The sequence below is a fragment of the Brevundimonas sp. genome, from assembly GCF_047617075.1.
Taxonomy (GTDB): domain Bacteria; phylum Pseudomonadota; class Alphaproteobacteria; order Caulobacterales; family Caulobacteraceae; genus Brevundimonas.
Genome location: NZ_JBLGCI010000023.1, coordinates 1 through 24,763 on the forward strand (window position 1 = coordinate 1; position 24,763 = coordinate 24,763).

The window sequence follows — 24,763 nt, forward strand, 5'->3', positions numbered from 1 at the left end:
GCCGATGGAGCGGGGGGCGTGCTCAACCCGGCGTTCTTCGTGCCTCTGTGCGCCTATCTCGGCATCACGGTGTTTGCCTTGCTGTGCGCCGGAAGCGCCCGGAAAGATGACGTCAGCGTCGGCGTGTCGCCTCACTAACTAAGGTCTCTCAAGCTTGGCGTCGCTCGTGAAGAATGAAGGCCCTCTTGCGCAGGCGCCCGAACACCGGCCAGGCGCACGAGATGGTCGTTCGACGGAGCAGGCTGGCGCGTTAGCACGCAGTGTGGGCGGCGGCGCGGGCGTTGATGATGGAGGTCCTTCGCCCGGTGCTCAGGCTCGAGACCGCCACGACCTCTTTTGACTGGGGCCGGTCGTGGCGCGCTCGTTCAACGCGTCCACAAAGTTCTAGGTCAAGGTTCCCGTCGAGCCGACGCGCCCGCTCGTCCGATAGGTCAAGCGCACCTCGCCAGCGCCACGCGCGCGCAATAGTTCTCGGTTTCATCCGTCTTGGCGCGCCATTTCTTTTCAATGACTTGCCGGCCCTTTGGGCTGAGGTGGTGCCCGCCGGCCTCAAGGCAACGGTGGGCCACGGCGGCCCGCTTCAACGGATAGATTTCATAAGTCGGCGCCCGGACGGCTCCGGCCTTCATCATTATCGTCAGCGCTCCGATCGCCTCGCGCAGTTCCGGACCGGTTAGGCTTTCGGTCGAATAGCCGGTCAGGGTGACCGGACGGATCAGGTTCCAGGGGCAGCTCTTGGAATTCAGCGAGGGCGTTTGAAGCGCTCCGGCCGTCAGTTGGACCGCGACGGCCCGTAGGGGAGTTGGGTATGTCCGCTTTATGGATGGCGGCAGATCCAGGTAACACCTTCGGCGGTGGAGGAAACCTCGCGAGATCAAGAGGGGCGGACATTTCCCGCGCGTAAGGCGATGATGCGTGCTGCGCTCTCTGAAGGGTCTTTCCATCATGTTTCGTGTTCCCGTCGCCCTCGCCGTTGCGGCTGCCGTTGTTGTTTCGCCTCAACCGGTCTGGGCCCACGCCCGCCTTGTCAGCGCGACGCCGGGAGACGGGCAAACCGCGTCTGACGTCCGTTCGGTCAGCCTGACCTTCAGCGAGCGGTTCGCGGCGCCGTTCTCCAGCATCGAACTCGAAGACGCCCAGGGGCGGGCCGTGCCGCTTCGCAGCAGCGTTTCATCCGACGGCAAGATCCTGTCCGGCCGCCTCGAGACGCCGCTGTCGGCCGGCGTATACCGCGTGACCTGGGCGATTGCGGCTTCCGACGGGCACCGTATGACTGGCTCCTACACGTTCACGGCCCGCTGAACAGATGATCGAAGGCGGCGTCGTCGTCCTGCGCTGGGTTCAGTTCCTGTCGGCCACGGCGGCGCTGGGCCTACCGCTGTTCACCCTGTACGCCCCGCCCGCCCTGCGGGACGGCGCCGGCTTCACCGGGCGCGTCGTGCTGGTCTCGACCGGGGTCCTGGCGCTGGCCGCCGGTGCGGGGCTCCTGTTGCAGACAGCCATGATGGCGGGCGCGGCCTCAGCGGCGATCGACCCGACCGCCGTCGCCTATGTGGCCCAGTCCACGGAGCTCGGCCGGGCTCACATCGCGAGAGCCGTTCTAGCGCTTGCGGCGGCGCTTGTGCTCATCGCTGGTCGCGGCGGCGTCGTTGCGCGGTGGATCGCCGTGGCCCTGTTGATAGGGTCCGTGGCCAGTTTCGCCTGGAGCGGGCACGGCGCCTCAACCGGGGGCGGGGCGGGCGTCCTGCATCTGGCGGCGGACATCGTTCACGCCTGGGCCGCGGCCCTTTGGCTCGGCGCCCTGGTCGCCTTCGGCCTGCTGTTGGCGCGTTCGAGCGGCGCCGACCCGCGAGCCCTTGCCAGGGCGCTGGGCGGTTTCGCGTCAATAGGCACGGGCGCGGTCGTGATCCTCACGGTCACGGGGATCATTAACGCCGTCTTTCTCATCGGCCCGCCGAATCTGGCCGCCCTTGGGACGAGCGCCTATTGCCTCCTTCTCACAGCCAAGGTGGCGGTCTTTCTCGCCATGCTGGCCATGGCCGCACGGAACCGGTTCGTGCTCACGCCCGCCCTGACCCGGGCCGTCTCCGCCGGGGACTACGCAGGGGCTGCCTTGAGCCGGCTCCGGTCCAGCGTCCTGTGGGAGCTGGGGGCTGGCGTTGTCCTGCTCGGCCTGGTGGCGGCCCTGGGCGTGCAGATGCCGCCCATCGCCATGTGAGGTCAGTTCGGGGCCCGGGACGACCAGTGGATATGGCGGATGCGCCACCCGTCGGCGCCCCGCGTCAGCACCATGGTCTCGGCGGTCAGCCGATCAACCGCGCGGTCGTCGAACCGGCCGGTTGTGCGCCCTTCAGTCATGATCCACGCCACATCGCCTTCGACCGCAGCGGCCCGGCGCGCGACTTCGCTCCGCGTCGCCCCGGCAAAGGCTATATCCGCCGGCAGGTGATGCCCGGCGTATTCCTCGCGTGAGCGTTCCGCGCCGCCCTCCTCCAAAACGATCACGTCGGGGGTCAACAGCGCCAGGGCGGCGTCCCTGTCGCCGGCGTCAAGCGCGGCGTGAAATGTGGACTGATGACGGCTATCATGGCCTACGCCGTGGAGTGGCACCTCCCTCGCGAGGGGGCGACGGTCATCCTGCGTATGATGTCTGGGAGCATGGACGGATACAATCATGATGGATCTCGACAGTCTGATTTCCCGGACGCCTGCTGCGGCGAGGCCGGCATTCGATGCGCTGGAGCAGCGGGTGTGGCGCGAGGTCGAAGCGCGCGACGCCCGGGTTCGCTCGGCTCGCGTCAGGATGGCGGCCCTAGCGGTCGCGGCGTTAGTGGGCGGGCTGGGCGGGCTAGCCGCCCCGGAGCGGTCTTCCATGCGGTCGGAGCTGGCGGTCTTCAGCCCTTCGGCCTCCGCCCTGTTCGTCGGGGCGACCCTTGGATGAGCGATTGGCGTTCAACCCTGGTCACGGCGATCCTGGCCGCCCTTGTCGGCGCTGCCTGCGCCTGGGGCGTATTGACCTTGAACGGGCGCGAGGCGAGCGCGCCGAGCCTTCATCAGGTGGTTCACGATCAGATGGACCTGACGCCCGCACAGGACCGCCGATTGGACGAGATCGAGACGCGTTTCGCCGTCGAACGAGCCAGACTGCAGGCCGAGGTCCGCACCGCCAATCGGGAGCTTTCAGACGCCATCGCCCAGAGCCAGGGCGACACGCCGCAGGTTCAGGCGGCGGTTGATCATTTCCACAGCGCCATGGGAGAGCTTCAGAAAGCGACCATCGCCCATGTATTCGAGATGCGGGCGGTGCTGACTCCGGAGCAGGCCGAGGTCTTTGACCGCGCCGTGGTGGACACGCTTCAGTCCGACGCCGGCTGACCGGTGGCCCCGGTCACGCCGTCGGACCAGACGCTGGCGGCGCGCCGGGACCGCAGGGCCTTTTCGCGTCTCATGACGGCGACACAGGATGAACTGCACCGGTTGGTCGCTCGCTATGTGGGCGATGCCGAGGAGGCGATGGATCTGGTTCAGGAGACCTATGTGGCGGCCTGGCTGGCGATCGGCCGCTATGATCCGGACCGGCCGTTCGGGGCGTGGCTACGAGTCATCGCCCTGAACAAATGTCGGGACTGGAGCCGGCGGCGCCGGGTGCGGCGCATGGTGCGCGGCGTCATGGGCCTGGACGAGCCAGCCGCCATGACGATCGGCGACCCGGCCGCCGGTCCCGACGACCAGACTCACGACCGCATAATGCTGCGCCGGGTCCAGATCGCGCTGGACCGCCTTCCCGACACGCAAAAGGCGCCGTTGTTGCTGGCGGCTCTCGAACACCGGCCTCACGACGAGATCGCCGACATCCTCGGCCTGACGCCCAAGGCGGTCGAGTTGCGGATCGCGCGAGCGCGCAGAACTCTGGCGGGACTGCTAAAGAGTGATGGGGGCCTCGACTGACCCTGCGGCGGTCTGTCGCGAGGGACGCCGACCGCGCCCGCGTAAGGCCCGGTATCACCCGGGCACGATCAAGGACGCAAACGACATGACGCTGATGGCGGTGGATCGACGACGGCTGCTGGGCGGCGCCCTGGGCGGCGCCGGCCTGTTCGCGGCGCAGGGACTGCTGCCCGCCTGGGCGCAGAGCGGATCACCGGGCCTGCGGGCCGACCTGCCGACCCTGGACGGCCCGGATGTGGCGCTGAGCGTGGGTCATTCGCCCTTCACCGTCGGCGGGCGGACCGGTCACGCCATCACCGTCAACGGCACGCTTCCGGCGCCGCTCATCAGGCTGCGCGAGGGACAGAACGTGCGCCTGTCGGTGACCAACACCTTGGACGAGGATACCTCGATCCACTGGCACGGGGTGCTGCTGCCGTTTCACATGGACGGGGTGCCGGGGATCAGCTTTCCGGGCATCCGGCCGCAGGAGACCTTCGTCTACGAGTTCCCGGTCATCCAGTCCGGCACCTTCTGGTACCATTCACACTCCAACCTCCAGGAGGCCATGGGCCACTACGGTCCCCTGATCATCGACCCGGCCGGCGCCGATCCGGTGGGCTATGACCGCGAACATGTGCTGGTGCTGTCGGACTGGAGCTTCCTGCATCCGCACGCCATCCTGGACAAGCTGAAGAAGAGCCCCGGTTACTTCAACCAGTCGCGCACGACGCTGTCGGGCCTCATCTCCGGCGAAGACGGCATGGACCTGGAGGAGCGGCGCATGTGGGGGGCCATGCGCATGGACCCGCGCGACATCGCCGACGTCAACGGCACGACCTACACCTATCTGATCAACGGCCATGGGCCCGAGGAGAACTGGACGGGCCTGTTCCGTCCCGGCGAGCGGGTGAGGCTCCGGATCATCAACGCCTCGGCCATGTCGATCTTCAATGTGCGCATACCGGGTCTGGCCATGACGGTGGTCAACGCCGACGGCGAGAACGTGCGGCCCGTCGAGATCGACGAGTTCCAGATCTCGGTGGCCGAGACCTATGACGTGATCGTCCGTCCGACGGATGATCGGGCCTACACGGTCGTGGCCGAGTCGGTGGATCGATCGGGCATGGGCCGCGCGACCCTGGCGCCCCGGCTTGGCATGACGGCCGAGGTTCCGCCGCTGCGCGAGGTTCCCACCCTGACCATGCGCGACATGGGGATGGGCGGCATGGATCACGGGGCCATGGGTCACGAGGGGATGGATCACGCCGCCATGGGCCATGGCGCCGCAGCCGCGCCGGTGGATCACGGCGGCATGGACCATGACATGCGAAATCCCGAGAACGCCCCGCCCGACATGGCCGTCGGGGTCGGGGTCGACATGATTTCGCCCGCGCCCGCCAATCGTCTTGGCGAGCGTCCCATGGGGTTGGAGGACGTCCCGCACCGGGTGCTTGTCTACACAGATCTCGCCTCACTGGCCCCGAATAAGGATCAACGGCCGCCCTCGCGGACCATGGAGATTCACCTGACCGGCAACATGGAGCGGTTCATGTGGGGCTTTGATGGGCGGAAATTCTCGGAGATCGTCGAGCCGATCCGTTTCGAGCGTGACGAGCGGGTTCGGGTCACCCTGGTCAATGACACCATGATGGCCCATCCGATCCATCTGCACGGCCACTTTTTCGAGCTGGTGACGGGTGGCCCCATAGGCCATCAGCCGCTGAAGCACACGGTCAATGTCGCCCCGGGCTCCACGGTCACCTTCGATCTGACGGCGGACGCGCCGGGCGACTGGGCGTTCCACTGCCACATGCTGATGCACATGCACGCCGGCATGTTCAATGTGGTGACCGTGCGCCCCCTCGATGGAGACGCCGCATGAGCCGCCTGCTGATCTGCCTTGCACCGCTCATGGCCGTCGCGGGCATGGCCGCCGCCCAGGAACACGATCACCATCACGCCCCGCCCCCGCCGCCGGCGGAGGATACCCATGCGGGTCACGACATGAGCGCCGAGCCGCCTGCGGATCCTCACGCCGATCACGACATGGCCCCGTCGGCCGACCCTCACGCCGGTCATGACATGGGACCGCCTGCCGATCCGCACGCTGGGCACGACATGGCCCCACCGGCCGATCCCCACGCCGGCCATGACATGGGACAGCCTGCTGATCCTCACGCCGGGCATGCCATGGGACCGCCCGATGTGACGACGAGCGCTGATAGTCCCGGCAGGCCGCCGGAGGCGCCGCTTCCTCCCGCCGCGCTGTCCGGCCCCGCTCACGCGGCCGACACCGTCTGGGGCGATGCGGTGATGCGGCAGGCGCGGGGAATCCTGCTGCGGGAGAACGGCGACATGCGCACGACCGCCGTTGTCATCGATCGGCTTGAGGCCGGATTCGGTGATGGAGAGGAAAGCTGGCTCTGGGATGCGGGCGGCTGGTCCGGCGGCGACATCAACCGCTTCTGGTGGAAGTCCGAGGGCGAAGGTGATTTCGACGGGGAGATCGAGGGTGAGGTCCAGGCCCTGTACAGTCGCGCCGTAGCCCCCTTCTGGGACGTCCAGGCCGGGGTCCGCCAGGATTTCCGCGATGGCGGTGAAAACCCCACTCATCTGGTGCTCGGTGTTCAGGGCCTGGCCCCCTTCTGGTGGGAAGTCGACGCCGCCGCCTTCCTGTCGACCGAGGGCGATCTGACCGCACGCGTCGAGGCCGAATACGACCAGCGCATCACCCAGCGCCTGATCCTGCAGCCCCGATTCGAGGTCGAGGCCTCGGCCTCCGACATTCCCGAGCTGGACCTGGGTTCGGGCCTGACTCACGTGGAGGCGGGGGTGCGACTGCGCTACGAGATCGCCAGGGAGTTCGCCCCCTACGTCGGGGTGGAATGGAGCCGCGATCTGGGCGACACCGCTGACCTGACCCGCGCCCTGGGCGGCGAGACCGAACACACGCGGCTGGTGGTCGGGATCAAGGCCTGGTTCTGAGGAGGACGACCATGGCCACTGTTCTGATCAACCGCCGGGCGGTTCTGGGCGCCAGCGTCGTCTGCGCCGCGGCCCTGCCGGCCATGGCGCAGGACCGGCGGATGACGGCCTACAAGACCCCATGGTGCGGCTGCTGTGACGGCTGGGTGGCGCACATGCGTGCCGCCGGCTGGACGGTGGAAGTGATCGAGCTCGAGGATCTGGCGCCAGTCCGGGCCCGCCACGGGGTGCCGGATCGTCTGGCCGGATGCCACACAGCCGTGGTCGGGGATTATGCTGTCGAGGGCCATGTGCCGGCTTCCGACGTCGCCCGATTGCTGCGTGAACGGCCCGCTGCTGTCGCCTTGAGCGCGCCAGGCATGCCCGCCGGCTCTCCCGGGATGGAGGCGGCGGGCCGCGAGCCTTATGTCACCCTGCTCGTCGACGCGCAGGGCCACGCCACCGTTTTTGGCCGTCACAACGGAGCCTAGGCGTCAGCGCGGCGACACGCCCTGGAAGGCGGCGATGATGGGGCAAGGCCCCGTCGTGGTTTCCGAGCATGCGCTCGCTAGTCGTCGAAGGGCGGCGCGCGCCTGCTCCAGATCCGCGATGGTCCGGTCCAGAGCCCCCAGCCGTTCCGTCGCGAGCTCACGCGCCCTGGCGCGATCCTCGCTGGCGTCCAGCGCCAGCAGTTCACCGATCTGGTCCAGGGTGAAGCCCGCCGTCTGAGCCGAGCGGATGAAGCGCAGGCGGCGAACATCCTCGTCCCCATAGCGGCGAACCCCGCCGCCTGCACGATCGCCAGACACCCGCTCCGGCGTCGGCATCAGGCCGCGTCTCTGGTAGAAGCGCACAGTCTCTACGCCGACGCCGCCTTCGCGCGCCAGAACCGCGATCGTTCGAACCTTCATGGTTGACTCCGTACCAGAGTACAGAGGTTAGTGTGGCCGCCTCGGATTGAAAAGCCATGGAGGCTGAAATGAAGAAGACGGCGACGCTTTATCGGATGGTCATGCCCGGCCACGTCTGCCCCTGGGGGCTCAAGGCGCGGCATCTGCTGAAAAGCCGAGGCTATCAGGTCGACGACCGATGGCTGAAAACCGGCGAGGAAACCGACGCCTTCAAGGCTGAGCACGACGTCAAGACGACGCCCCAGACCTTTATCGACGGCAAGCGCATCGGCGGTTACGACGATCTTCGGCGCTTTCTGGGTCTGAAGGTCCGCGACCCGGGCGCGACCACCTATACCCCGGTCGTTGTGGTGTTTCTGACCACAGCCGTAATGGCGGCGATGCTCAGTCTGACGGTGCATGGAACGCCGCTGACTCTTCCGGCCGCTGAATGGTTCATCGCCCTGTCGATGATGGTCCTGGGCATGCTGAAACTGCAGAACGTGGAAGGTTTTTCGACCATGTTCCTGAACTACGATCTGCTGGCCAAACGTTGGGTTCCCTACGGCAAGATCTATCCGTTCGCCGAGTTCGGAGCGGGGGCTTTGATGGTGGCCGGCGTGCTGACCTGGCTGTCGGCGCCCGTCGCGCTGCTGATCGGCGGCATCGGCGCGGTGTCCGTGTTCAAGGCTGTCTATCTCGACAAGCGCGAATTGAAGTGCGCCTGCGTCGGCGGCGACAGCAATGTGCCGCTGGGATTCCTGTCGCTCACCGAGAACCTGATGATGATCGCAATGGCCGCCTGGATGCTGGTCATGGAGTATGGTTCGGGGGGCGCAGCCATGGGGATGTGAGGCGATGCTCTATCTGATCATCAAGGCGGCGGTGTCCGGTGTCATGATAGCCTTGGGGAGCGAGGTAGCCCGACGCTATCCGGGCTGGGGCGCGCTCATCATTTCACTGCCGCTCGTCTCCATTCTCGGCATGATCTGGCTGTGGCGGGACACAGGCGATGAGGCTCGCCTGGCCGATCATGCCCAGGCGACCTTCTGGTTCGTCCTGCCCAGCCTGCCGATGTTCCTGATCGTTCCGGCCCTGCTCAGGCGCGGCGTGGCGTTCTGGCCTGCGCTTGCCTTCGGCTGCGCCGTTACCTTGCTACTCGACGCCATGATGATCCAGGTATTTTCACGCTTGGGTGTGCGGCTTTGAATTAGCGGTTCAGCAGCGGTCGCCAAAGTCCGGTCCCAGGACGTTTCCCAACAACCGCTCCTGGCGCAAAGCGGCCACGCAATGCCGCTCTGATCGCCGATGACGGAGAGTGCGAGGTGGGTTCATGCACCGGCCTACGCCGTAGCATGACCACCTGCGCTGACGCTTTCGAACTTACACAAAGCCTTGCACACTCCACTCGTGCGAGATAAAATACTTATAATTATCAAAATCGTGGCCTTGGGCTGTGTGACTTAAAATCCCTCGGCCTCTGGTCATGCGGGTTCGACCCCCGCCGCTCGCACCATGTCATTGAACTGTCGGGCGGGGCCGCTAGAAGGGCCGCGAACCGATAGAGAGAGCCACACCCCATGGTGAAACGCCTGAGCGCCGCCGTCGCGGCGCTGACCGCCCTTGCCGCCGCGTCCACTGTCGCGGCTCAGTCGGCAGAGCCCGCGACCCGCGCCGAGCCGCCCGCCCTGGTGGTCATGATCGTGGTGGATCAGTTCAGCGCCAATCTGTTCAATGAGCACCGCGCCCGCTTCACCGGCGGCCTGCGCACCCTGATCGATCAGGGGCGCGTCTATCCCAACGGCTATCACGCCCATGCAGCCACCGAGACCTGCCCCGGCCACGCCACCATTTTGACCGGCGTGCACCCGGCCACGGCGGGCATTCCCGCCAACGACTGGTTCGACCGCGCGGCGGGCGAGGAGACCTATTGCCTGGCCTCCGATACCGCGACCCTGGCCCATGTGCCCGAGGGCGGCGAGCCCACCGACAACGGTCCGGTCAGCGACGAACGCCTCGCCGCCTCCACCCTCGGCGACTGGTTGAAGGCCGTCAGCCCCGACAGCCGCGTGTTCGCCGTCTCCGGCAAGGACCGGGGCGCCATCACCCTGGCGGGCCATCAAGGCGACGGCGCCTTCTGGCTGACCGAGGACTTCGGCTTCACCACCTTTGTGCGTCCCGGCGAGACGGCCGACCAGCGCCTGGCCCCCGTGGCCGACTTCAACGCCGATCTGCGCCAGAGCATGAGCGCCGGCGAGATGACCTGGGACTACACTTCGGATCAGTGCCGCGCGCTTGAGGCGGACTGGATCATCAGCGGCCAGCCGTTCCGCGCCGCCCTGCCGCCGGCACGCTTCGCCCTGGACGTCTCGCCGATCATGGACGAGATCACCCTGGACGGCGCGACCATGCTGATCGACACACAGCAGCTGGGCCAGCGCGGCGTCACCGACATTCTAGGCGTCAGCCTGTCGGCCACCGACCGCATCGGCCACACCTTCGGCAGCCAGGGGCCGGAGATGTGCGAGCAGATGCTGCGTCTGGACATGGCGCTGGGTCAGTTCCTCGAGCGGCTTGAGCAACTGCCGGGCGGCGTAATCGTGGCCCTGACCGCCGACCACGGCGGCGGCGACTTCCCGGAGCGCTGGGCCGCGCAGGGCTTCACCGAGGCGCAATGGGGCGGCTACGACCTGATCACGGGCGGCAATGCGGCCATGCGTGCGCAGTTCGGTCTGGATCACGACCCGCTGGCCTTCAACGGCGGCTTCTATGTGGTGGACGCCGAGGGGCGCGGCATGGCCGATCCCATGCGCGCCGAGATCGCAAACGCCGCAGCCGCGTGGTTCGCTGAGCAGCCGCTGGTGGCCGGCGCCCAAACGCTGGACGACATACTGGCCGACCCCATGCCGCCTCAGAACCTCAGCCCGCAGGAGCTCAGCCTGCGCCAGCGCCAGCGTCTGAACGCCGTGGCGGGTCGCTCGCCTGACGTGCTGGTGGCGCTGGATCCCGGCGTCATGCCGGGGCAGGGGCGCCCGGGCGCCTATGTGTCGGGCCACGGCACGCCCTGGGACTACGACCGCCGCGTGCCGATCCTTTTCTGGACGCCGGGGGGCGAGGGGCAGGAGAGGGTGCTGCCGGTCGAGACCATCGACATCGCCCCGACCCTGGCGGCCGTCATTGGCCTCACGGCGGATGAGGCGGTGGAAGGCCGCTGCCTGGAACTGGGATGGAGCGCGGCGCCGGCCTGTCCGTCCGCCGACTGACGCGCCCATAACTTCATGTTTCGCGTGAGGGGCCCCGCCTTTCACATGGCGGCATTCAGCGGCACAAGGGGAGCGCAAACCCTTTCACCCGTGGAACCCGCATGAACAGAGCCCGGCGCGCGCGCATCGTCGCCACCCTCGGTCCCGCCAGTCGGGCGCCCGGAACCGTCAAGGCCCTGGCCCAGGCGGGGGTGGATGTGTTCCGCCTGAACTTCAGCCACGGCTCTCACGAGGACCACGCCGCCGCCCTCAAGGCCGTACGCGGCGCCGAGATGGCCCTGCAGCGGCCGCTGGGCGTGCTGGCGGACCTGCAGGGGCCGAAGCTGCGTCTGGGTCGGTTCAAGGATGTGGAGATTGACATCGCGCCGGGCCAGCGCCTGCGTTTTGATCTGGACGAGACCCCCGGCGACGAGACCCGCGTGTGCATGCCGCACCCGGAAATCTTCAAGGCCCTGCTCGAGGATCACCTGCTGTTGCTGGACGACGGCCGCGTGCGTCTGAAAGTGGTCAAGCGCGACGACAAATGGGCCGACGTGGAGGTCCTCAGCGGATCGAAGCTGTCGGACCGCAAGGGCGTGGCCGTGCCCCAGGCCGTCATTCCCGTCTCCGCCCTGACGCCCAAGGACCGCGAGGACCTGGCCTTCGCCCTGCGCATGGGCGTGGACTGGGTGGCGCTGTCGTTCGTGCAGAAGGCCGAGGACATGGCCGAACTGAAGCGGCTGGTGAACGGCAAGGCCGCCTGTCTGGCCAAGATCGAAAAGCCCGCCGCCCTGACCGAGCTGGCCGCCATCCTGGACTATTCCGACGGCGTCATGGTGGCGCGTGGCGATCTGGGGGTCGAGCTGGACCCCGAGGACGTGCCGGTGGCCCAGAAGCAGATCCTGCGCATGGCCCGCCAGCGCGGCGTGCCCGCCATCGTCGCCACCCAAATGCTGGAGTCCATGACCAGCGCCCCCGCGCCCACTCGCGCCGAGGCCTCGGACGTGGCCAATGCGGTCTATGAAGGCGCCGACGCCCTTATGCTGTCGGCCGAGACGGCGTCCGGCGACTATCCGCTGGAATCCGTGGCCATGATGAACCGCATCATGGAGCGGGTGGAGAACGATCCCCTGTGGCCGGGCCTGATGGACGCCGAGCACGCCGGCATGGACGAGCACGACGTGGACGCCCTGGTGGCTGCGGCGCGCAAGGCGGCCGAGGCCTCGTCCACCGCCTGCATGGTGGTGTTCACCACCCTGGGGGGCACCGCCCGCCGCATGGCGCGCGAACGGCCGCTGCAGCCGATCCTGGCCCTGACCCCCAATCCCGACACAGCCCGTCGCCTGGCTTTGGTCTGGGGGCTGGAGCCCCGTCTGGGCCGCCAGCCGGATTCGCTGGAGCAGGTCACCGAAGACGCGGTGCAGGCCGCCATGGATTACGGCCTCGCCGAGCCCGGCCAGCGCGTCCTGATCCTCGCCGGCACCCCCTTCGGAGCGCCGGGCGCGGCGAACCTGCTGAGGCTGGCGCATGCCCCGGCGAAGGCGAAGCGGAAGCAAGCCAAATAACCTTCTCCCGATGGGAGAAGGGGGGACCCGCGCACGAAGGCGCGCAGCGGCTTCGTTCTTGCGCGGGGGATGAGGGTTGGGCCGTTGCGCCCTGCACGCCGACCCTCACCCTCCACGCAAGAGGCGGTCTGCTCCGCATCCCGCCGCGTGGAGCCGGCCCTCTCCCAGCGGGAGAGGGTTTTGTTTTGAGCGAACGAGGCCCACACTGCCGCCCTCTTTCGGGTGAGGCGGCATGATCAAGTACATCGGCTCAAAGCGCGCCCTGCTGGCGGACATCGCGCGGACGGTGCGGGGGCTGCTGCCGAACGGGGGAACCGTCTGCGACCTGTTCAGCGGCTCCGCGCGGGTGGGTCATGCGCTGAAGGGCGATGGCTTCACCGTCCACGCCAACGATCTGAACGCCTACGCCCATGTGCTGGCTACCTGCTACGTCCAGGCCGACCGCGAGCGCTGGGCCGACCGCGCCGAAAAGGTCATCGCCGAACTGTCGGCGCTCAAGGGCGAACCCGGCTGGTTCACCAAGGCCTGCTGCGAGGACGCCCGGTTCTTCCACCCCATGAACGGCGCCCGTATCGACGCCATGCGCGAGCGCATCGAGACCATGGGGCTGGAGCCCGAGCTGAAAGCCATCGCCCTGGTCTCGCTGATGGAGGCCGCCGACCGGGTGGACTCCACCGCCGGCCTGCAGATGGCCTACATGAAGCAATGGGCGCCGCGCGCGCTGAAGGACATCGCGCTGCGTCTGCCGGCGCTCCAGCCCGCCGTGTCCGGCCCCTGCCGCGCCACCCGCGCCGACGCGCTGGAGATGGCCGGGCAGGTCCAGGCCGATCTGGTCTATCTGGATCCGCCGTACAACCAGCACTCCTACCTGGCCAACTACCACGTCTGGGAAAGCCTGGTCCTGTGGGACAAGCCCGAGACCTACGGCATCGCCAACAAGCGCGTGGACGTGAAGACCCGCAAGAGCCCCTTCAACAGCCGCCCCGGCATCCGCGAGGCCATGCGCACGGTCATCGAGCGGCTGGACGCGCCCAATCTGATCGTCTCGTTTAATGACGAGGGCTATCTGTCCCGCGACGATCTGGTGGCTATGTTGTCGGGCCGGGGCCACGTGCAGGTCATCGAGATCGCTCGCCCCCGCTATGTGGGCGCGCGCATCGGCATCCATAATCCCAAGGGCGAGAAGGTGGGCGCCGTCGGGCGTCTGCGGAATGTCGAATACCTGTTCGTCGCCACCGAACAGCCCGTGACCCTGGCGGCCGCCGCATGAGCCGGGAACGTCATGGCGCTGTCTTCGTTAGGCATCCCATGGATCAGCCTTTGTCGCCCCGTTCGCCTGTCGCCCGCGTGAGCCACGCGGACGCCTTCGACACTTTGGCCGCCTGGCGCCCGCCGGAGCCGCGACAGCCCCGCTTCGGCGTGGCTAACGACTGGGCCGATGCACCGGTCGAGACCGCCGCGCCCGACAAATCAATGGTTGACTGGAAATGGGGCGACCCTATCTCGCCCAACGCCATCGCCATCGGCGGTGCGCTTTTCTTCGCCCTCCTCGGCGCCCTATTCGGCAACGCCCTGCAGCTCTGAACGCCGACGCACCTCTCCTCCCCATTCATGGGGAGGGGGACCGCCCCGGCGACTCAGCCGGGGTGGTGGAGGGGGCGACTCGGTGTTCGCCCCATGAATCGCCAATCCCTTGCCGCCTGCGCCGCCCCCTCCGTCACGGGCGCTGAATCGCCCCCGCGCCACCTCCCCATGAAATGGGGAGGAGAATGGGGTCAGGCGTCTTCCAGCAACGCCCGGATCGGCGCCCAGGTGCGGCGATGTTCGGGGCAGGGGCCGTGCTCGCGCAGGGCTTGCTGATGCACCGGCGCGTTATAGCCCTTGTGGCTGGCGAAGCCGTATTGCGGATACAGCCCGTCCATCTCCACCATCACCCGGTCCCGCGCTGTCTTGGCCAGGATCGAGGCCGCCGCGATGGACAGGGACAGGCCGTCGCCGCCCACCACCGTCTTCACCGGACAGGGCAGAGCGAAGGGGTGGTTGCCGTCCACCAGCGCCACCACCGGCGTCACCGACAGCTGCTCGATGGCGCGGCACATGGCCAGCCCGGTGGCCTTGAGGATGTTCACGTCCTCGATCTCGCGCGCCGAGGCGAAGCCGACGCCCCAGGCCACCGCCCGCGCCTTGATCTCGATTTCAAGTGATGCGCGAGCCTTCGCGCTCAAAACCTTGGAATCATTCAGCCCTTCCGGCAGGTCGTCCGAGTTCAGGATCACCGCCGCCGCCGACACCGGCCCGGCCCACGGCCCGCGCCCGGCCTCGTCCACGCCGCACACGGGCGCGGCGCACAGGGCCTCCAGCGTCATGTCGGGAGCGAGCGACATCAGCGGGCCATAGCCCTTACGGCCTCGTGACGAAAGCACACGGTCTGGTGATCGTTCACCATCCCCACCGCCTGCATGAAGGCGTAGGTGATCACCGGCCCGCAGAACTTGAACCCCCGCGCCTTCAGCGCCTTGGCCATGGCGACCGATTGCGGCGTTTGGGTCGGGGCCTGACGGAAATCGGTCCAGTCGCCCTGCACCGGCGCGCCGTCGACGAAGCTCCACAGCCAGGCGGAGAAGTCCTCGCCCCCGTCTCGCATCTCCAGCCAGATGCGCGCCCCGCCGATGGCCGCGTCGATCTTGGCTCGTGAGCGGATGATCCCCGGATCGGCCAGCAGCCGCGCCCGGTCCTCGTCGCCATAGCGGGCCACCTTTTCAGGATCGAACCCGTCAAAGGCCGCGCGCATCGTCTCGCGCTTTCTCAGGATGGTGATCCACGCCAGCCCGGCCTGGAACCCGTCCAGCACCAGCTTCTCCCACAGGGCGCGCGCATCATACTCGGGCACGCCCCATTCCTCGTCGTGATAGGCCACGTACAGCGGATCGCTGCCGCACCACCCGCACCGACCTGACGTGTCCGATTCGACCATGGGGGCAGGGTAGGCCCCCGCCGTCACATCTGAAAAGTGGACGCCGCCGCAGAACCGCGTTCAATGTGTCCCTTCCGAAACAAGGGGAGCGGGTCATGCGGCTGGGGTTGGTTATTGCGGCGTCTCTGGCGCTGATGATCGGAGCGCAGGACGCCCGGGCCCAGACCTATACCCTGGCCGACGCGGCCGAGGCGGTGGCGACGAGCGATCTGGCCGCCCTTCAATATGTGGCCGCCGATCAGACCCTGCTGGACCAGCTTCAGGCCACCGATCCCGAATCCCTGATCGAGTTCCATCTGGCCCTGGCCCAGGCTTACGCCGACGCCGGTCTGGAGGACGAGGCGCTGGAGGCCTATCAGGCCGCCCTCGTCGCCATCAGCCGCATCCGGGGCCGTGGCCACCTCAGCATGGCCGATCCCATGATCGCCGTGGCCCGGCTGACCGACGATCCCGCCGTGCGCGCGACCTGGTTCGAGAACGCCTACCGCATCCGGCGCAACCATCTGGGCCGCGCTCACCCGACGCTGTCGCCCTATCTGGAGGAAGTGAACGCCGCCCGAGCCGAGGCCGGGCTGGAGGCCCTGAGCGAAGAGGGCGAGCGCCTGCGCAGCGAGCCGAACTTCGATCTGGTGAATGTCTATTGGGCCACTCACCGCGCCCACACCGGCTCTACCGCCGCCGCCGAGATGTTCGGAGGACAGGCCGATCGGCTCAGCTTCGGCGTGGCCGAGGTCAGCGTGCCCCGCGACCGGGCGCCCGGCGCCATTCCGCGCCCCTCCATCTGGACGCTGGAGTTCCGCCCCGATCCCAACCGGCACATGGTCCTGAACAGCGTCACCCCCTATGCCGGGCGCGACGCCTTCTTCCAGACCATCTCGACCGTGGTCGACGCCACCGAGCGGCGCGAGGTCTTCGTCTTCATCCACGGCTACAACACCAGCTTCGAGGGCGCGGCCATCCGCACGGCCCAGCTGGCGGTGGACATGAATCTGGACGGCGCCCCGATCCTCTATTCCTGGCCGTCCCGCGCCTCGCTGCTCGGCTATGCCGCCGACACTGACACGGCGGCGGACGAGGTGATGATTCAGGACGTGGCCGACTTCCTGACGGACGTGGCGGGCCGCACGGGCGCGCAGCGGGTGCATCTGGTGGCCCACTCCATGGGCAACCGCTTCCTGGTGCGGGCGCTGGACCGCATCGCCGGCCGCGCCGACAGCGTCCGGTTCGACGAGATCGTCATGGCCGCGCCCGATGTGGCCGTGGACGAGTTTCAGGAAACCTGGCCCCGCATCATGAACACGGGCGAGCGCTTCACCCTCTATGCGTCCCAGCGGGACCGCGCCCTTCAGATCTCGGCCCGCATCAACGGCATGCGCCGCATCGGCGACGCCCGCGAGGTGGTGGTCAACGACGGCCTCCAGACTGTGGACACTACCGCCGCCTCGGCCGGGCTGCTGGGCCATGACGACTTCGCCGGCAGCGCCCTGGCCGATTTCCGCGCGGTCATGTGGCTGTCTTTGGCCCCGGATCAACGCTGCGTGCTGGAAACGGCCGAGGACGACGGCCGCCGCTACTGGGCTTTCGGCGGTGAATGCCCGGAACAGGACTTCGGCGAGGTGACCCAGCTGGTCCGCGCCAACGGCTCTGTGGAGGCCGCCCTGTCAAAGCTGGAGACGGACATGATCAGCGTCGGGGTCGCGGCCCGTCAGGAGCTGGGCCGCAAGCGCGACCTGCTGCGCACCCTGTTCATGCAGGCAGCCAGTCCTGTGGGCGCGCCGTAACCGGGCGGCCGTCCACGGTCAGGGCGCCGTCCATCCGGTCCAGCCGCATCAGGGCCATGGCCATGCCGTCGCGGCCCGACAGCACCTGGCCCGCCCGTAGTTCCCCGTTCAGCACCTCGGCCCCGAACGGTGGCGGCGCGCCGTCGAAGGTGATCGGCAGCATGCGGCTCTTGATGGTCCCGCGCCGCTTCATGCGCGAGGTGGTCTCCTGACCCACGAAGCAGCCCTTGCGGAAGTCGATCCCATTCAACAGGTCCAGATCAGCCTCGATGGGATAGGTCTTGTCGTCCGGCGCATCCTGCGCCGGATCGGGGACGCCCAGCGCCAGGCGATGGGCTGCGTATTCATCCTCGCTTGCGGTCGGCGCGACTTCGCCGCCGTAGGCCCGTCCGCCGAGGCCCGGCAGGCGCGGATCGGGGGTGAAGCCTTCCGCCTCGCCGCCCCACGCCGCGAACACCTGCTCATCCGACGCCGCGATCTCCACCTTGGCCCGCAGCTTGTAGAGGCTCAGCCGCTGCATCAGCGCCTCGCGCCGGTCGGCCGGGACGTCCAGCAAAACCCCGTCCTCCAGCCCCAGCAGGAACAGGTCCATCAGCATCCGTCCCGGCGGTGACAGCAGGGCGCCGTATCTCAACGCGCCGGGCGTCAGCGTCTCCACGTCCTGGGTCAGCAGGTTGTGCAGGAACGGCCGGGCGTCCGGCCCGGTGACGCGGACCACGGCGCGGTCCGTCAGTTGCGCGATCTGAAGGCTCATGACGGTGGATATAGGCCGAATGTGGCGGCGGGGGAGGGCGAAACCGGTCTTCCCGCGCGTTATGATCCCCGCAATGAGTAAACCCTTCCCGATTCTGTATATCGCCGAGGCGGACGCGGAGACCGCGATCCTGTCCTCCGGCGTGCTCGCGTATCTGGTCGCCAGTGTGCCCAATGCCGTGTTCACCGTGGTGGGCTCGCGCGCCTCCGCGCCCCTGTTCGCCGACTTGCCGGGGCTGGAGCGCCTGATCGTGCTGGAGCGGGAAGGGCGGCTGGACTGGATCGGCCTGTGGAACAAGCTGCGCGGGACGGAATGGGGCCTCATCGTGGACCAGCGCGGCAGCCAGATCTCCGGCCGCCTGCGCCGCCAGAAGCGCGCCGTCCGCGCCGCGCCTGAGTCCACCGAGGACCCGGTCCATGCGGTGTTCGAGGCCGCCCGCGTGCTGCAACTGGACGAGACGCCGTCGCCGCACCTGTTCTTCGGCGATGAGACCCGCGCCGCCGCCGACTCCCTGATCGGTCCGGTGGACGGCCCCATCCTCGCTGTCGGGCCGGGCGTCGACTGGATCGGCAAGCGCTGGCCCGCCGAACGCTTCGCCAAGGTGGCGGCCGCCCTGCTGGGCGACGGCGGCCCTCTGGCGGGCGGGCGGCTGCTGATCGTGGGCGATCAGGCCGACCGCGACGCCGCCCACACCATCCGCTTCGCCGTTCACCGCCACCGGGTGATAGAGGCGCAAGGGCGCCTGACGCCGCTGCAGACCGCCGCCGCCCTGTCGCGGGCCGATCTCTATCTCGGCGCCGATTCCCTCTGGACCCAGCTGGCCGTGGCGGCGGGCGTGCCCTCGGTGGCCGTGTTCGGCCCGTCGGACGAAACCCGTGTGGGGCCATGGCAGGGCCGCTCCGTGCGGGGGCCCCGCGCGCTGGAGGATTTCCGCGCCATCGACCCGAGCCTGAACCAGCACATCCAGCACATGATGGACCTGCCGGTGGAACCCGTGCTTCAAGCAGCGCGCGACCTGCTGGCGCAGCGGCAGACCGAAACGCCGAAAGCGGAGACAGCCGATGAGCACCTATGACCTGATCGTTCGCGGTGGCGAGGTGGCCAACCACGCCGGACGCGGCCGCGCCGACGTGGGCGTGAAAGACGGCAAGATCGCCGCCATCGGCGACCTGTCCCAGGCGGACGCGGGCGAGATCGTGGACGCGGCGGGCCTCACGGTCCTGCCCGGCGTCATCGACACCCAGGTCCACTTCCGCGAACCGGGCCTTGAGTGGAAGGAAGATCTGGAGACCGGCTCACGCGCCGCCGCCCTGGGCGGGGTGGTCGCCGTGTTCGAGATGCCGAACACCAACCCCAACACCACCGATCCGGCCACGCTGGAAGACAAGCTGCACCGCGCCCGAGACCGCATGTGGACCGACCACGCCTTCTACATCGGCGGCACCCACGAGAACGCCGACTATCTGGGCGAACTGGAGCGCCTGCCCGGCTGCTGCGGGGTCAAGGTGTTCATGGGCGCCTCCACCGGCGACCTGCTGATCGCCGACGACGACGGGGTCCGCAAGGTGCTGCGGAACGTGGCCCGCCGCGCCACCTTCCATTCCGAGGACGAGTACCGGCTGGAGGAGCGCCGCGGTCTGGCCCGCGCCGGCGACTGGACCAGCCACCCCGAGGTGCGCGACGCCGAGAGCGCCATCCTGTCCACCCGCCGCCTGGTGGGCCTCGCCCGCGAGGTCGGCCGCCGCATCCACGTGCTGCACGTCACCACGGCGCAGGAGATCGAATACCTGGCCCAGCACAAGGACGTGGCCACCGTCGAGGTGACGCCCCAGCACCTGACGCTGGAAGCCCCCGAGGCTTACGAACGCCTTAAGGGGCTGGCCCAAATGAACCCGCCCATCCGCTCCGCCAAGCACGTGGCGGGCCTGTGGCGCGGCATCGATCAGGGGATCGTGGACGTGCTGGGCTCGGACCACGCCCCCCACACGCTGGAGGAAAAGGCCCGGCCTTATCCCGCCTCGCCCTCGGGCATGCCCGGCGTCCAGACCCTTGTCCCGGTCATGCTGACCCATGTGGCTGACGGCAAGATGAGCCTCGAGCGCTTCATCGACCTGACCTCGGCGGGCGCCCAGCGCATCTTCAACATCGCCGGCAAGGGCCGTCTGGCCGTCGGCTATGACGCAGATCTGACGCTGGTGGACCTGAAGGCCAAACGCACCATCACCCACGCCGACATGGCCACCCGCTCCGCCTGGACTCCGTTCGACGGCTTCGAGGCGACCGGCTGGCCCATGTCCACCATTGTGCGCGGCCGCGTGGTCATGAAGGATGGCGAGCTGATCGGCGCCGCCCACGGCCGCCCGGTGCGCTTCCAGGAAACGCTGTCGGTCTGAACTCTCCTCCCCATTCATGGGGAGGGGGACCGCGCCCGCAGGGCGTGGTGGAGGGTGCGACTCGGCGCCTGCCGTTCGAAACGCCAATCCCTGGCCGCCTGCGCCGCCCCCTCCGTCACGGGCGCTGAGGCGCGCCCGCGCCACCTCCCCATGAAATGGGGAGGAGAAACGGCTCATCCCTTTGCCGCACCCCCGGCGACCGCTATATCCCACCGCTTCCCCGAACCGCGTACGGACACCATGGCCCGCATTCTCGTCACCTCGGCTCTGCCCTACATCAACGGCGTCAAGCATCTGGGCAACCTGGCGGGCTCCATGCTGCCCGCCGACGTGTGGTCGCGGTTCAAGCGCGCCCAGGGCCATGAGGTGCTCTACGTTTGCGCCACCGACGAGCACGGCACCCCGGCCGAGCTGGCCGCCGCCGCCGCGGGTCAGGACGTGAAGACCTATTGCGACGAACAGCATCAGGTCCAGAAGGCCGCGGGCGAAGCCTTCGGCCTCAGCTACGACGTGTTCGGCCGCTCCTCCAACGCCCCGAACCACCGCCTGACCCAGCATTTCGCCAGGGTGCTGGAGGACAACGGCCTGATTGAGGAGCGGGTGGATCGCATGATCTACTCCATCGACGACGGCCGCTTCCTGCCCGACCGCTATGTGGAGGGGACCTGCCCCCACTGCGCCTATGAAAAGGCCCGCGGCGACCAGTGCGACAACTGCGGCCGCCTGCTGGACCCCACCGATCTGAAGGACCCCTATTCGGCTGTCTCGGGCAGCCGTAATCTGGAGGTGCGCGACACCCGCCACCTGTATCTGCTGCAGACCAAGGTGGCCGATGCGGTGCGCGGCTGGGTTGATGAACGGTCGCCCAGCTGGCAGCCGCTGGCCCGCGCCATCGCCTACAAGCATCTGGACGAAGGCCTGATCGACCGGGGCATCACTCGCGACCTGAAGTGGGGCGTGCCGGTGGTGGGGCCTGACGGCGGACCGCGCCCGGGGCTGGAGGGCAAGGTCTTCTACGTCTGGTTCGACGCCCCCATCGAATACATCGCCGCCACTGAGGAGTGGGCCGACAAGTCCGGCGGCGACTGGCGCTCATGGTGGCGTCTGGATGAGGGGGCGGAGGACGTGCGCTACGTCCAGTTCATGGGCAAGGACAATGTGGCGTTCCACACGGTCAGCTTCCCCGCCACCATCCTGGGCTCCGGCGAGCCGTGGAAGACGGTGGACCAGCTGAAGGCTTTCAACTGGCTGAACTGGTACGGCGGCAAATTCTCGACCTCACAGGGCCGGGGCGTGTTCATGGATCAGGCGCTGGAGCTGCTGCCCGCCGATTACTGGCGCTGGCATCTGACCGCCTACGGCCCCGAGCATTCTGACACCGCCTTCACCTGGGAGCAGTTCCAGGGCGCGGTGAACAAGGATCTGGCCGACGTACTGGGCAATTTCGTCAACCGCATCGTCAAGTTCGCCGAGAGCAAGTTCGACGGCGTCGTGCCGGACGGCGGCGAGCCCGGCCCGATCGAGGCCAAACTCGAAGCGGATGTCACGGCGGCGCTGGCCACACTGACCGCCGAGTTCGAGGCCATGGAGTTCCGCAAGGCCGGTCAGGCCCTGCGCGCCCTGTGGGTGCTGGGCAATGAGTATCTTCAGGAAGCCGCCCCCTGGACCGCCTTCAAGACAGACCGCGACCGCGCGGCCGTGGGCGTGCGCACCGGTCTGAATCTGGTAGCCCTGTTCGCCCGCATCTCGGCGCCGGTCCTGCCGTTCACCGCCGAACGCATCGGCGCCACGGTGGGCCAGACCGACCTGACCTGGCCCGAGCCCGAAGCCGCCCTGCTGGACGTCCTTCCGCGCGGTGCGCCGGTCTCCGCGCCCGAGGTGCTGTTCAAAAAGATCGAGGACGCCCAGGTCGCCGAATGGGCCGAGCGTTTCGGGGGCGGGGAGGGCTAGGCCCTATTCCGCAGGCACGGGATCGGGCTCGGGCGCCACGCGCCGCTCCGCCCCGCCGGGCAGGGCCTCTGCGGTATGGCCATTGTCCTCGCCCGCATGGCGCAGGTGCTTGGCCTGTTCCTCCGGCCCGATGTCCAGCCACGAGCCGATCATGAATTCGTTGTGCGCCTCGGTGTGGCCCAGCCGCACGATGGTCGAGCGATAGCCGTCCCAGATCATGTGCAGCGCGACGTACAGCACGATCACCAGACCCACATAGGCGATCCAGCGGTGCTTGTTCAGCAGCTTGGCGATGAAGGTCGCCGCCACGCCCATAAGGGCGATGGACAGGATCAGGCCGAACACCATGATCCACGGGTGGTCATGGCTGGCGCCGGCCACGGCCAGCACATTGTCCAGGCTCATGGCCACGTCGGCGATCATGATCTGCAGCAGCGCCGCGCCGAAGGTCTTGCGCTTCAGGCCCAGTTCCTCCGGGCTCGGCCCATGGCCATGTTCGATGCTGGCGGCCAGCTCCAGCTCGGCCTGCGCCTCCGCCTGATCGTGCGTCGCCTGCTCCCGCAGCTCGCGCCACATCTTCCAGCACACCCACAGCAGCAGGAACCCGCCCGCCATCAGCAGGCCGACGATGGCCAGCAGCTGGATGGTGATCAGGGCGAAGCCGATGCGCAGCACCACCGCGGCCGCCAGACCGATCAGGATGGCCTTCTTGCGCTGTTCGGCGGGCAGGGCGGCGGCGGCCAGACCCACCGCCACGGCGTTGTCGCCGGCCAGCACCAGATCGATCATCAGCACCTGGCCCAGGGCGACCATCTGGCTGGCGAATTCGGGGGAGGAGAAGAATTCGAACATGGGCGCTCTCTAGTCCCGCCGCCGGGCGACGCGCAACGCCTGTTTTCAGCCCTTACGTCTCTGCGCCCGAGCCGCTTCATAAAGAGCAATGGCCGCGGCGTTGGACACGTTCAGGCTCTCGAACCCGCCCGGCATCGGGATCTTGGCCAGCACCTCGCAGTGCTCGGCTACCAGCCGGCGGATGCCGTCGCCTTCGGAGCCCATGACGATGACCGTCGGCCGCTCATCCAGCGCCTGATCCAGCGTCATCTCCGCCGACCCGTCCATGCCCACCGCGCGCCAGCCCAGATCGCCCAGACGCTCCAGCGCCCGGCTCAGATTGGTCGCGCGCACGCAGGGCAGGCGCTCGGTTGCGCCTGCCGCCGCCTTGGCCAGCGCCCCGGCCAGCGCCGGCGAATGCCGATCCTGCACCACGATGCCCTTCGCACCGAACGCCAGAGCCGAGCGGAACACCGCGCCCACGTTCTGGGGATCGGTGATCTGGTCCAGCATGACGATCACGCCCTCGGCCGGTTCGGCGATCTCCTCCAGGGTCACGCCTTCCAGCGGCGCCACCTTGAACACCAGCCCCTGATGCACCGCGCCGGGCGGGACCATGCGCGCCAAAGCCGGGCCGTCCATGATCTCGATCTGGTGGGCGTTGTTCAGACCGCCGGAGGCCAGCTCCTCGGCCCGCTCCGGCGTGGCCAGCAGGCGGCCCTTGCCCTGGCGGGCAGGATTGGCCAGCGCGGCCAGCACCGGATGACGCCCCCAGATCAGATTGTCCGGCTCCACCTTCTGCCGGGACGCCCTCGGGGCCGAATCTCTGGGCGGGCCTGAGTCGCTTTTCGGCGCCCAGCCCCGTTCGGGCCGGGGTTTGAAGCCCTGCATTTTCTTGGATTTCCGGTCGTTGCGTTCGCGGTTCGACGACACTATAAGACGCGCTCCGATTTGGGGGCCACCCGGCCCTCGGGTCCGGCGCCTCCCATATACGAGGCTGTCTGGAACACCGAGGGCTTTTGTTCGTATGGGTCTTTTCGACCTGTTCGGGCGAAGGCCGGGCGGTTCTGAAAGCGGCGCGTCGGGGGAATGTCCCGAGCGGCAAAGGGGGCGGACTGTAAATCCGCTGCGTAAGCTTCGTAGGTTCGAGTCCTACTTCCCCCACCACGCGCCCTTGCAGGATCGACCGACGGACGGCTTTCGGGTCGGAACCGGGTACGGGCCTGCCCGTGCTCCATGCGCGGGTATAGCACAATGGTAGTGCAGCAGCCTTCCAAGCTGAGGATGTCGGTTCGATCCCGTCTACCCGCTCCAGTTTTTTCTCGCTGACACCGCCCCACCAGGGCCACAGGAGTTTTGGCCATGGCCAAGGAAAAGTTTGAACGCACCAAGCCGCACTGCAACATCGGCACGATCGGCCACGTTGACCACGGCAAGACGACCCTGACGGCGGCGATCACGATGACGCTGGCGAAGGCCGGCGGCGCCA

At 68.2% G+C, this 24,763-nt stretch carries 26 protein-coding genes and 2 tRNA genes; 21 read left to right on the forward strand and 7 right to left on the reverse strand.

Annotation, left to right across the window (positions count from 1 at the left end; genetic code table 11):
• Positions 1–915 precede the first annotated feature (915 nt).
• Together ACI8U3_RS14910 and copD are read left to right on the forward strand one after the other, a co-directional pair.
• On the forward strand, positions 916–1,302 hold the full coding sequence (locus tag ACI8U3_RS14910; RefSeq protein ID WP_415015659.1) for a copper resistance protein CopC: 387 nt from the start codon (positions 916–918) through the stop codon (positions 1,300–1,302).
• Positions 1,303–1,306: 4 nt separating this feature from the next.
• Positions 1,307–2,218: a copper homeostasis membrane protein CopD gene (gene copD, locus ACI8U3_RS14915; protein ID WP_415015660.1), complete on the forward strand. Its 912-nt coding sequence runs from the start codon at positions 1,307–1,309 to the stop codon at positions 2,216–2,218.
• Positions 2,219–2,220: 2 nt separating this feature from the next.
• On the opposite strand, the gene ACI8U3_RS14920 is transcribed toward copD, so the two are convergent.
• Positions 2,221–2,676, reverse strand: a complete 456-nt coding sequence (locus tag ACI8U3_RS14920; RefSeq protein WP_415015661.1) for a YybH family protein — start codon at positions 2,674–2,676, stop codon at positions 2,221–2,223.
• On the opposite strand from ACI8U3_RS14920, the gene ACI8U3_RS14925 reads away from it, so the two are divergent.
• From ACI8U3_RS14925 to ACI8U3_RS14950, 6 genes are all read left to right on the forward strand, one after another.
• The gene (locus tag ACI8U3_RS14925) at positions 2,675–2,941 is read left to right on the forward strand and encodes a hypothetical protein (RefSeq protein WP_415015662.1); all 267 of its coding nucleotides are present in this window, start codon (positions 2,675–2,677) and stop codon (positions 2,939–2,941) included. The genes ACI8U3_RS14920 and ACI8U3_RS14925 overlap by 2 nt on opposite strands.
• Positions 2,938–3,375 (forward strand): Spy/CpxP family protein refolding chaperone, encoded by a 438-nt coding sequence (locus ACI8U3_RS14930; RefSeq protein WP_415015663.1) that lies wholly within the window; start codon positions 2,938–2,940, stop codon positions 3,373–3,375. Before ACI8U3_RS14925 ends, ACI8U3_RS14930 begins: the two co-directional genes overlap by 4 nt.
• Before the next feature lie 3 nt (positions 3,376–3,378).
• Entirely contained in the window at positions 3,379–3,948 is a 570-nt protein-coding gene (locus tag ACI8U3_RS14935; protein WP_415015664.1) for an RNA polymerase sigma factor, read from the forward strand.
• Between the two features lie 94 nt (positions 3,949–4,042).
• Complete coding sequence (locus tag ACI8U3_RS14940; protein WP_415015683.1) at positions 4,043–5,812, forward strand: copper resistance system multicopper oxidase; 1,770 nt, start codon at positions 4,043–4,045, stop codon at positions 5,810–5,812.
• Positions 5,809–6,915: a copper resistance protein B gene (locus ACI8U3_RS14945; protein WP_415015665.1), complete on the forward strand. Its 1,107-nt coding sequence runs from the start codon at positions 5,809–5,811 to the stop codon at positions 6,913–6,915. The genes ACI8U3_RS14940 and ACI8U3_RS14945 overlap by 4 nt, the downstream gene beginning before the upstream one ends.
• An 11-nt stretch (positions 6,916–6,926) precedes the next feature.
• Positions 6,927–7,385: a DUF411 domain-containing protein gene (locus tag ACI8U3_RS14950; protein ID WP_415015666.1), complete on the forward strand. Its 459-nt coding sequence runs from the start codon at positions 6,927–6,929 to the stop codon at positions 7,383–7,385.
• Positions 7,386–7,388: 3 nt separating this feature from the next.
• Here ACI8U3_RS14950 and ACI8U3_RS14955 read toward each other — a convergent pair whose 3' ends face one another.
• Complete coding sequence (locus tag ACI8U3_RS14955; RefSeq protein ID WP_415015667.1) at positions 7,389–7,805, reverse strand: MerR family transcriptional regulator; 417 nt, start codon at positions 7,803–7,805, stop codon at positions 7,389–7,391.
• Between the two features lie 68 nt (positions 7,806–7,873).
• On the opposite strand from ACI8U3_RS14955, the gene ACI8U3_RS14960 reads away from it, so the two are divergent.
• From ACI8U3_RS14960 to ACI8U3_RS14985, 6 genes are all read left to right on the forward strand, one after another.
• Positions 7,874–8,638 carry a MauE/DoxX family redox-associated membrane protein gene (locus ACI8U3_RS14960; protein ID WP_415015668.1) on the forward strand — a complete coding sequence of 255 codons (765 nt, stop codon included), beginning with the start codon at positions 7,874–7,876 and terminating at the stop codon, positions 8,636–8,638.
• Between the two features lie 4 nt (positions 8,639–8,642).
• Positions 8,643–8,993: a DUF3147 family protein gene (locus tag ACI8U3_RS14965; protein ID WP_415015669.1), complete on the forward strand. Its 351-nt coding sequence runs from the start codon at positions 8,643–8,645 to the stop codon at positions 8,991–8,993.
• Positions 8,994–9,364: 371 nt separating this feature from the next.
• Positions 9,365–11,047, forward strand: coding sequence for an alkaline phosphatase family protein (locus tag ACI8U3_RS14970; RefSeq protein ID WP_415015670.1), 1,683 nt, complete (start codon positions 9,365–9,367; stop codon positions 11,045–11,047).
• 101 nt (positions 11,048–11,148) lie between these two features.
• Positions 11,149–12,591, forward strand: a complete 1,443-nt coding sequence (gene pyk, locus ACI8U3_RS14975) for a pyruvate kinase (RefSeq protein ID WP_415015671.1) — start codon at positions 11,149–11,151, stop codon at positions 12,589–12,591.
• A 232-nt stretch (positions 12,592–12,823) separates the two neighbouring features.
• Positions 12,824–13,861, forward strand: a complete 1,038-nt coding sequence (locus ACI8U3_RS14980) for a DNA adenine methylase (RefSeq protein ID WP_415015672.1) — start codon at positions 12,824–12,826, stop codon at positions 13,859–13,861.
• A gap of 77 nt (positions 13,862–13,938) precedes the next feature.
• Positions 13,939–14,175: a hypothetical protein gene (locus tag ACI8U3_RS14985; RefSeq protein WP_415015673.1), complete on the forward strand. Its 237-nt coding sequence runs from the start codon at positions 13,939–13,941 to the stop codon at positions 14,173–14,175.
• Between the two features lie 191 nt (positions 14,176–14,366).
• On the opposite strand, the gene ACI8U3_RS14990 is transcribed toward ACI8U3_RS14985, so the two are convergent.
• On the reverse strand, positions 14,367–14,975 hold the full coding sequence (locus ACI8U3_RS14990) for a ribonuclease HII (RefSeq protein WP_415015674.1): 609 nt from the start codon (positions 14,973–14,975) through the stop codon (positions 14,367–14,369).
• Positions 14,975–15,565: a DNA-3-methyladenine glycosylase I gene (locus ACI8U3_RS14995; RefSeq protein WP_415015675.1), complete on the reverse strand. Its 591-nt coding sequence runs from the start codon at positions 15,563–15,565 to the stop codon at positions 14,975–14,977. The genes ACI8U3_RS14990 and ACI8U3_RS14995 overlap by 1 nt, the downstream gene beginning before the upstream one ends.
• 95 nt (positions 15,566–15,660) lie before the next feature.
• Between ACI8U3_RS14995 and ACI8U3_RS15000 the strand changes: the two genes are divergently transcribed.
• Positions 15,661–17,346 (forward strand): alpha/beta hydrolase, encoded by a 1,686-nt coding sequence (locus tag ACI8U3_RS15000; RefSeq protein ID WP_415015676.1) that lies wholly within the window; start codon positions 15,661–15,663, stop codon positions 17,344–17,346.
• Here ACI8U3_RS15000 and ACI8U3_RS15005 read toward each other — a convergent pair.
• Positions 17,312–18,100, reverse strand: a complete 789-nt coding sequence (locus ACI8U3_RS15005; protein WP_415015677.1) for a YgfZ/GcvT domain-containing protein — start codon at positions 18,098–18,100, stop codon at positions 17,312–17,314. The genes ACI8U3_RS15000 and ACI8U3_RS15005 overlap by 35 nt on opposite strands.
• A gap of 73 nt (positions 18,101–18,173) precedes the next feature.
• Between ACI8U3_RS15005 and ACI8U3_RS15010 the strand changes: the two genes are divergently transcribed.
• The 3 genes from ACI8U3_RS15010 (at position 18,174) to metG (ending at position 22,443) form a co-directional block, all read left to right on the forward strand.
• Complete coding sequence (locus tag ACI8U3_RS15010; RefSeq protein ID WP_415015678.1) at positions 18,174–19,175, forward strand: glycosyltransferase family 9 protein; 1,002 nt, start codon at positions 18,174–18,176, stop codon at positions 19,173–19,175.
• Positions 19,162–20,493, forward strand: a complete 1,332-nt coding sequence (locus ACI8U3_RS15015) for a dihydroorotase (RefSeq protein ID WP_415015679.1) — start codon at positions 19,162–19,164, stop codon at positions 20,491–20,493. The genes ACI8U3_RS15010 and ACI8U3_RS15015 overlap by 14 nt, the downstream gene beginning before the upstream one ends.
• A 240-nt stretch (positions 20,494–20,733) precedes the next feature.
• Positions 20,734–22,443, forward strand: a complete 1,710-nt coding sequence (gene metG, locus ACI8U3_RS15020) for a methionine--tRNA ligase (RefSeq protein WP_415015680.1) — start codon at positions 20,734–20,736, stop codon at positions 22,441–22,443.
• A gap of 3 nt (positions 22,444–22,446) precedes the next feature.
• On the opposite strand, the gene ACI8U3_RS15025 is transcribed toward metG, so the two are convergent.
• Together ACI8U3_RS15025 and rlmB are read right to left on the reverse strand one after the other, a co-directional pair.
• On the reverse strand, positions 22,447–23,295 hold the full coding sequence (locus ACI8U3_RS15025; protein ID WP_415015681.1) for a TerC family protein: 849 nt from the start codon (positions 23,293–23,295) through the stop codon (positions 22,447–22,449).
• Between the two features lie 45 nt (positions 23,296–23,340).
• Entirely contained in the window at positions 23,341–24,207 is an 867-nt protein-coding gene (gene rlmB / locus ACI8U3_RS15030) for a 23S rRNA (guanosine(2251)-2'-O)-methyltransferase RlmB (RefSeq protein WP_415015682.1), read from the reverse strand.
• 150 nt (positions 24,208–24,357) lie between these two features.
• On the opposite strand from rlmB, the gene ACI8U3_RS15035 reads away from it, so the two are divergent.
• The 3 genes from ACI8U3_RS15035 to ACI8U3_RS15045 all read left to right on the forward strand — a co-directional run.
• A tRNA-Tyr gene (locus ACI8U3_RS15035) sits at positions 24,358–24,441 on the forward strand.
• Positions 24,442–24,514: 73 nt separating this feature from the next.
• Positions 24,515–24,588: transfer RNA gene (locus ACI8U3_RS15040), tRNA-Gly, on the forward strand.
• Between the two features lie 48 nt (positions 24,589–24,636).
• Positions 24,637–24,763: GTP-binding protein (locus tag ACI8U3_RS15045; RefSeq protein WP_231492570.1), on the forward strand; the 127-nt coding region annotated here is incomplete at its 3' end.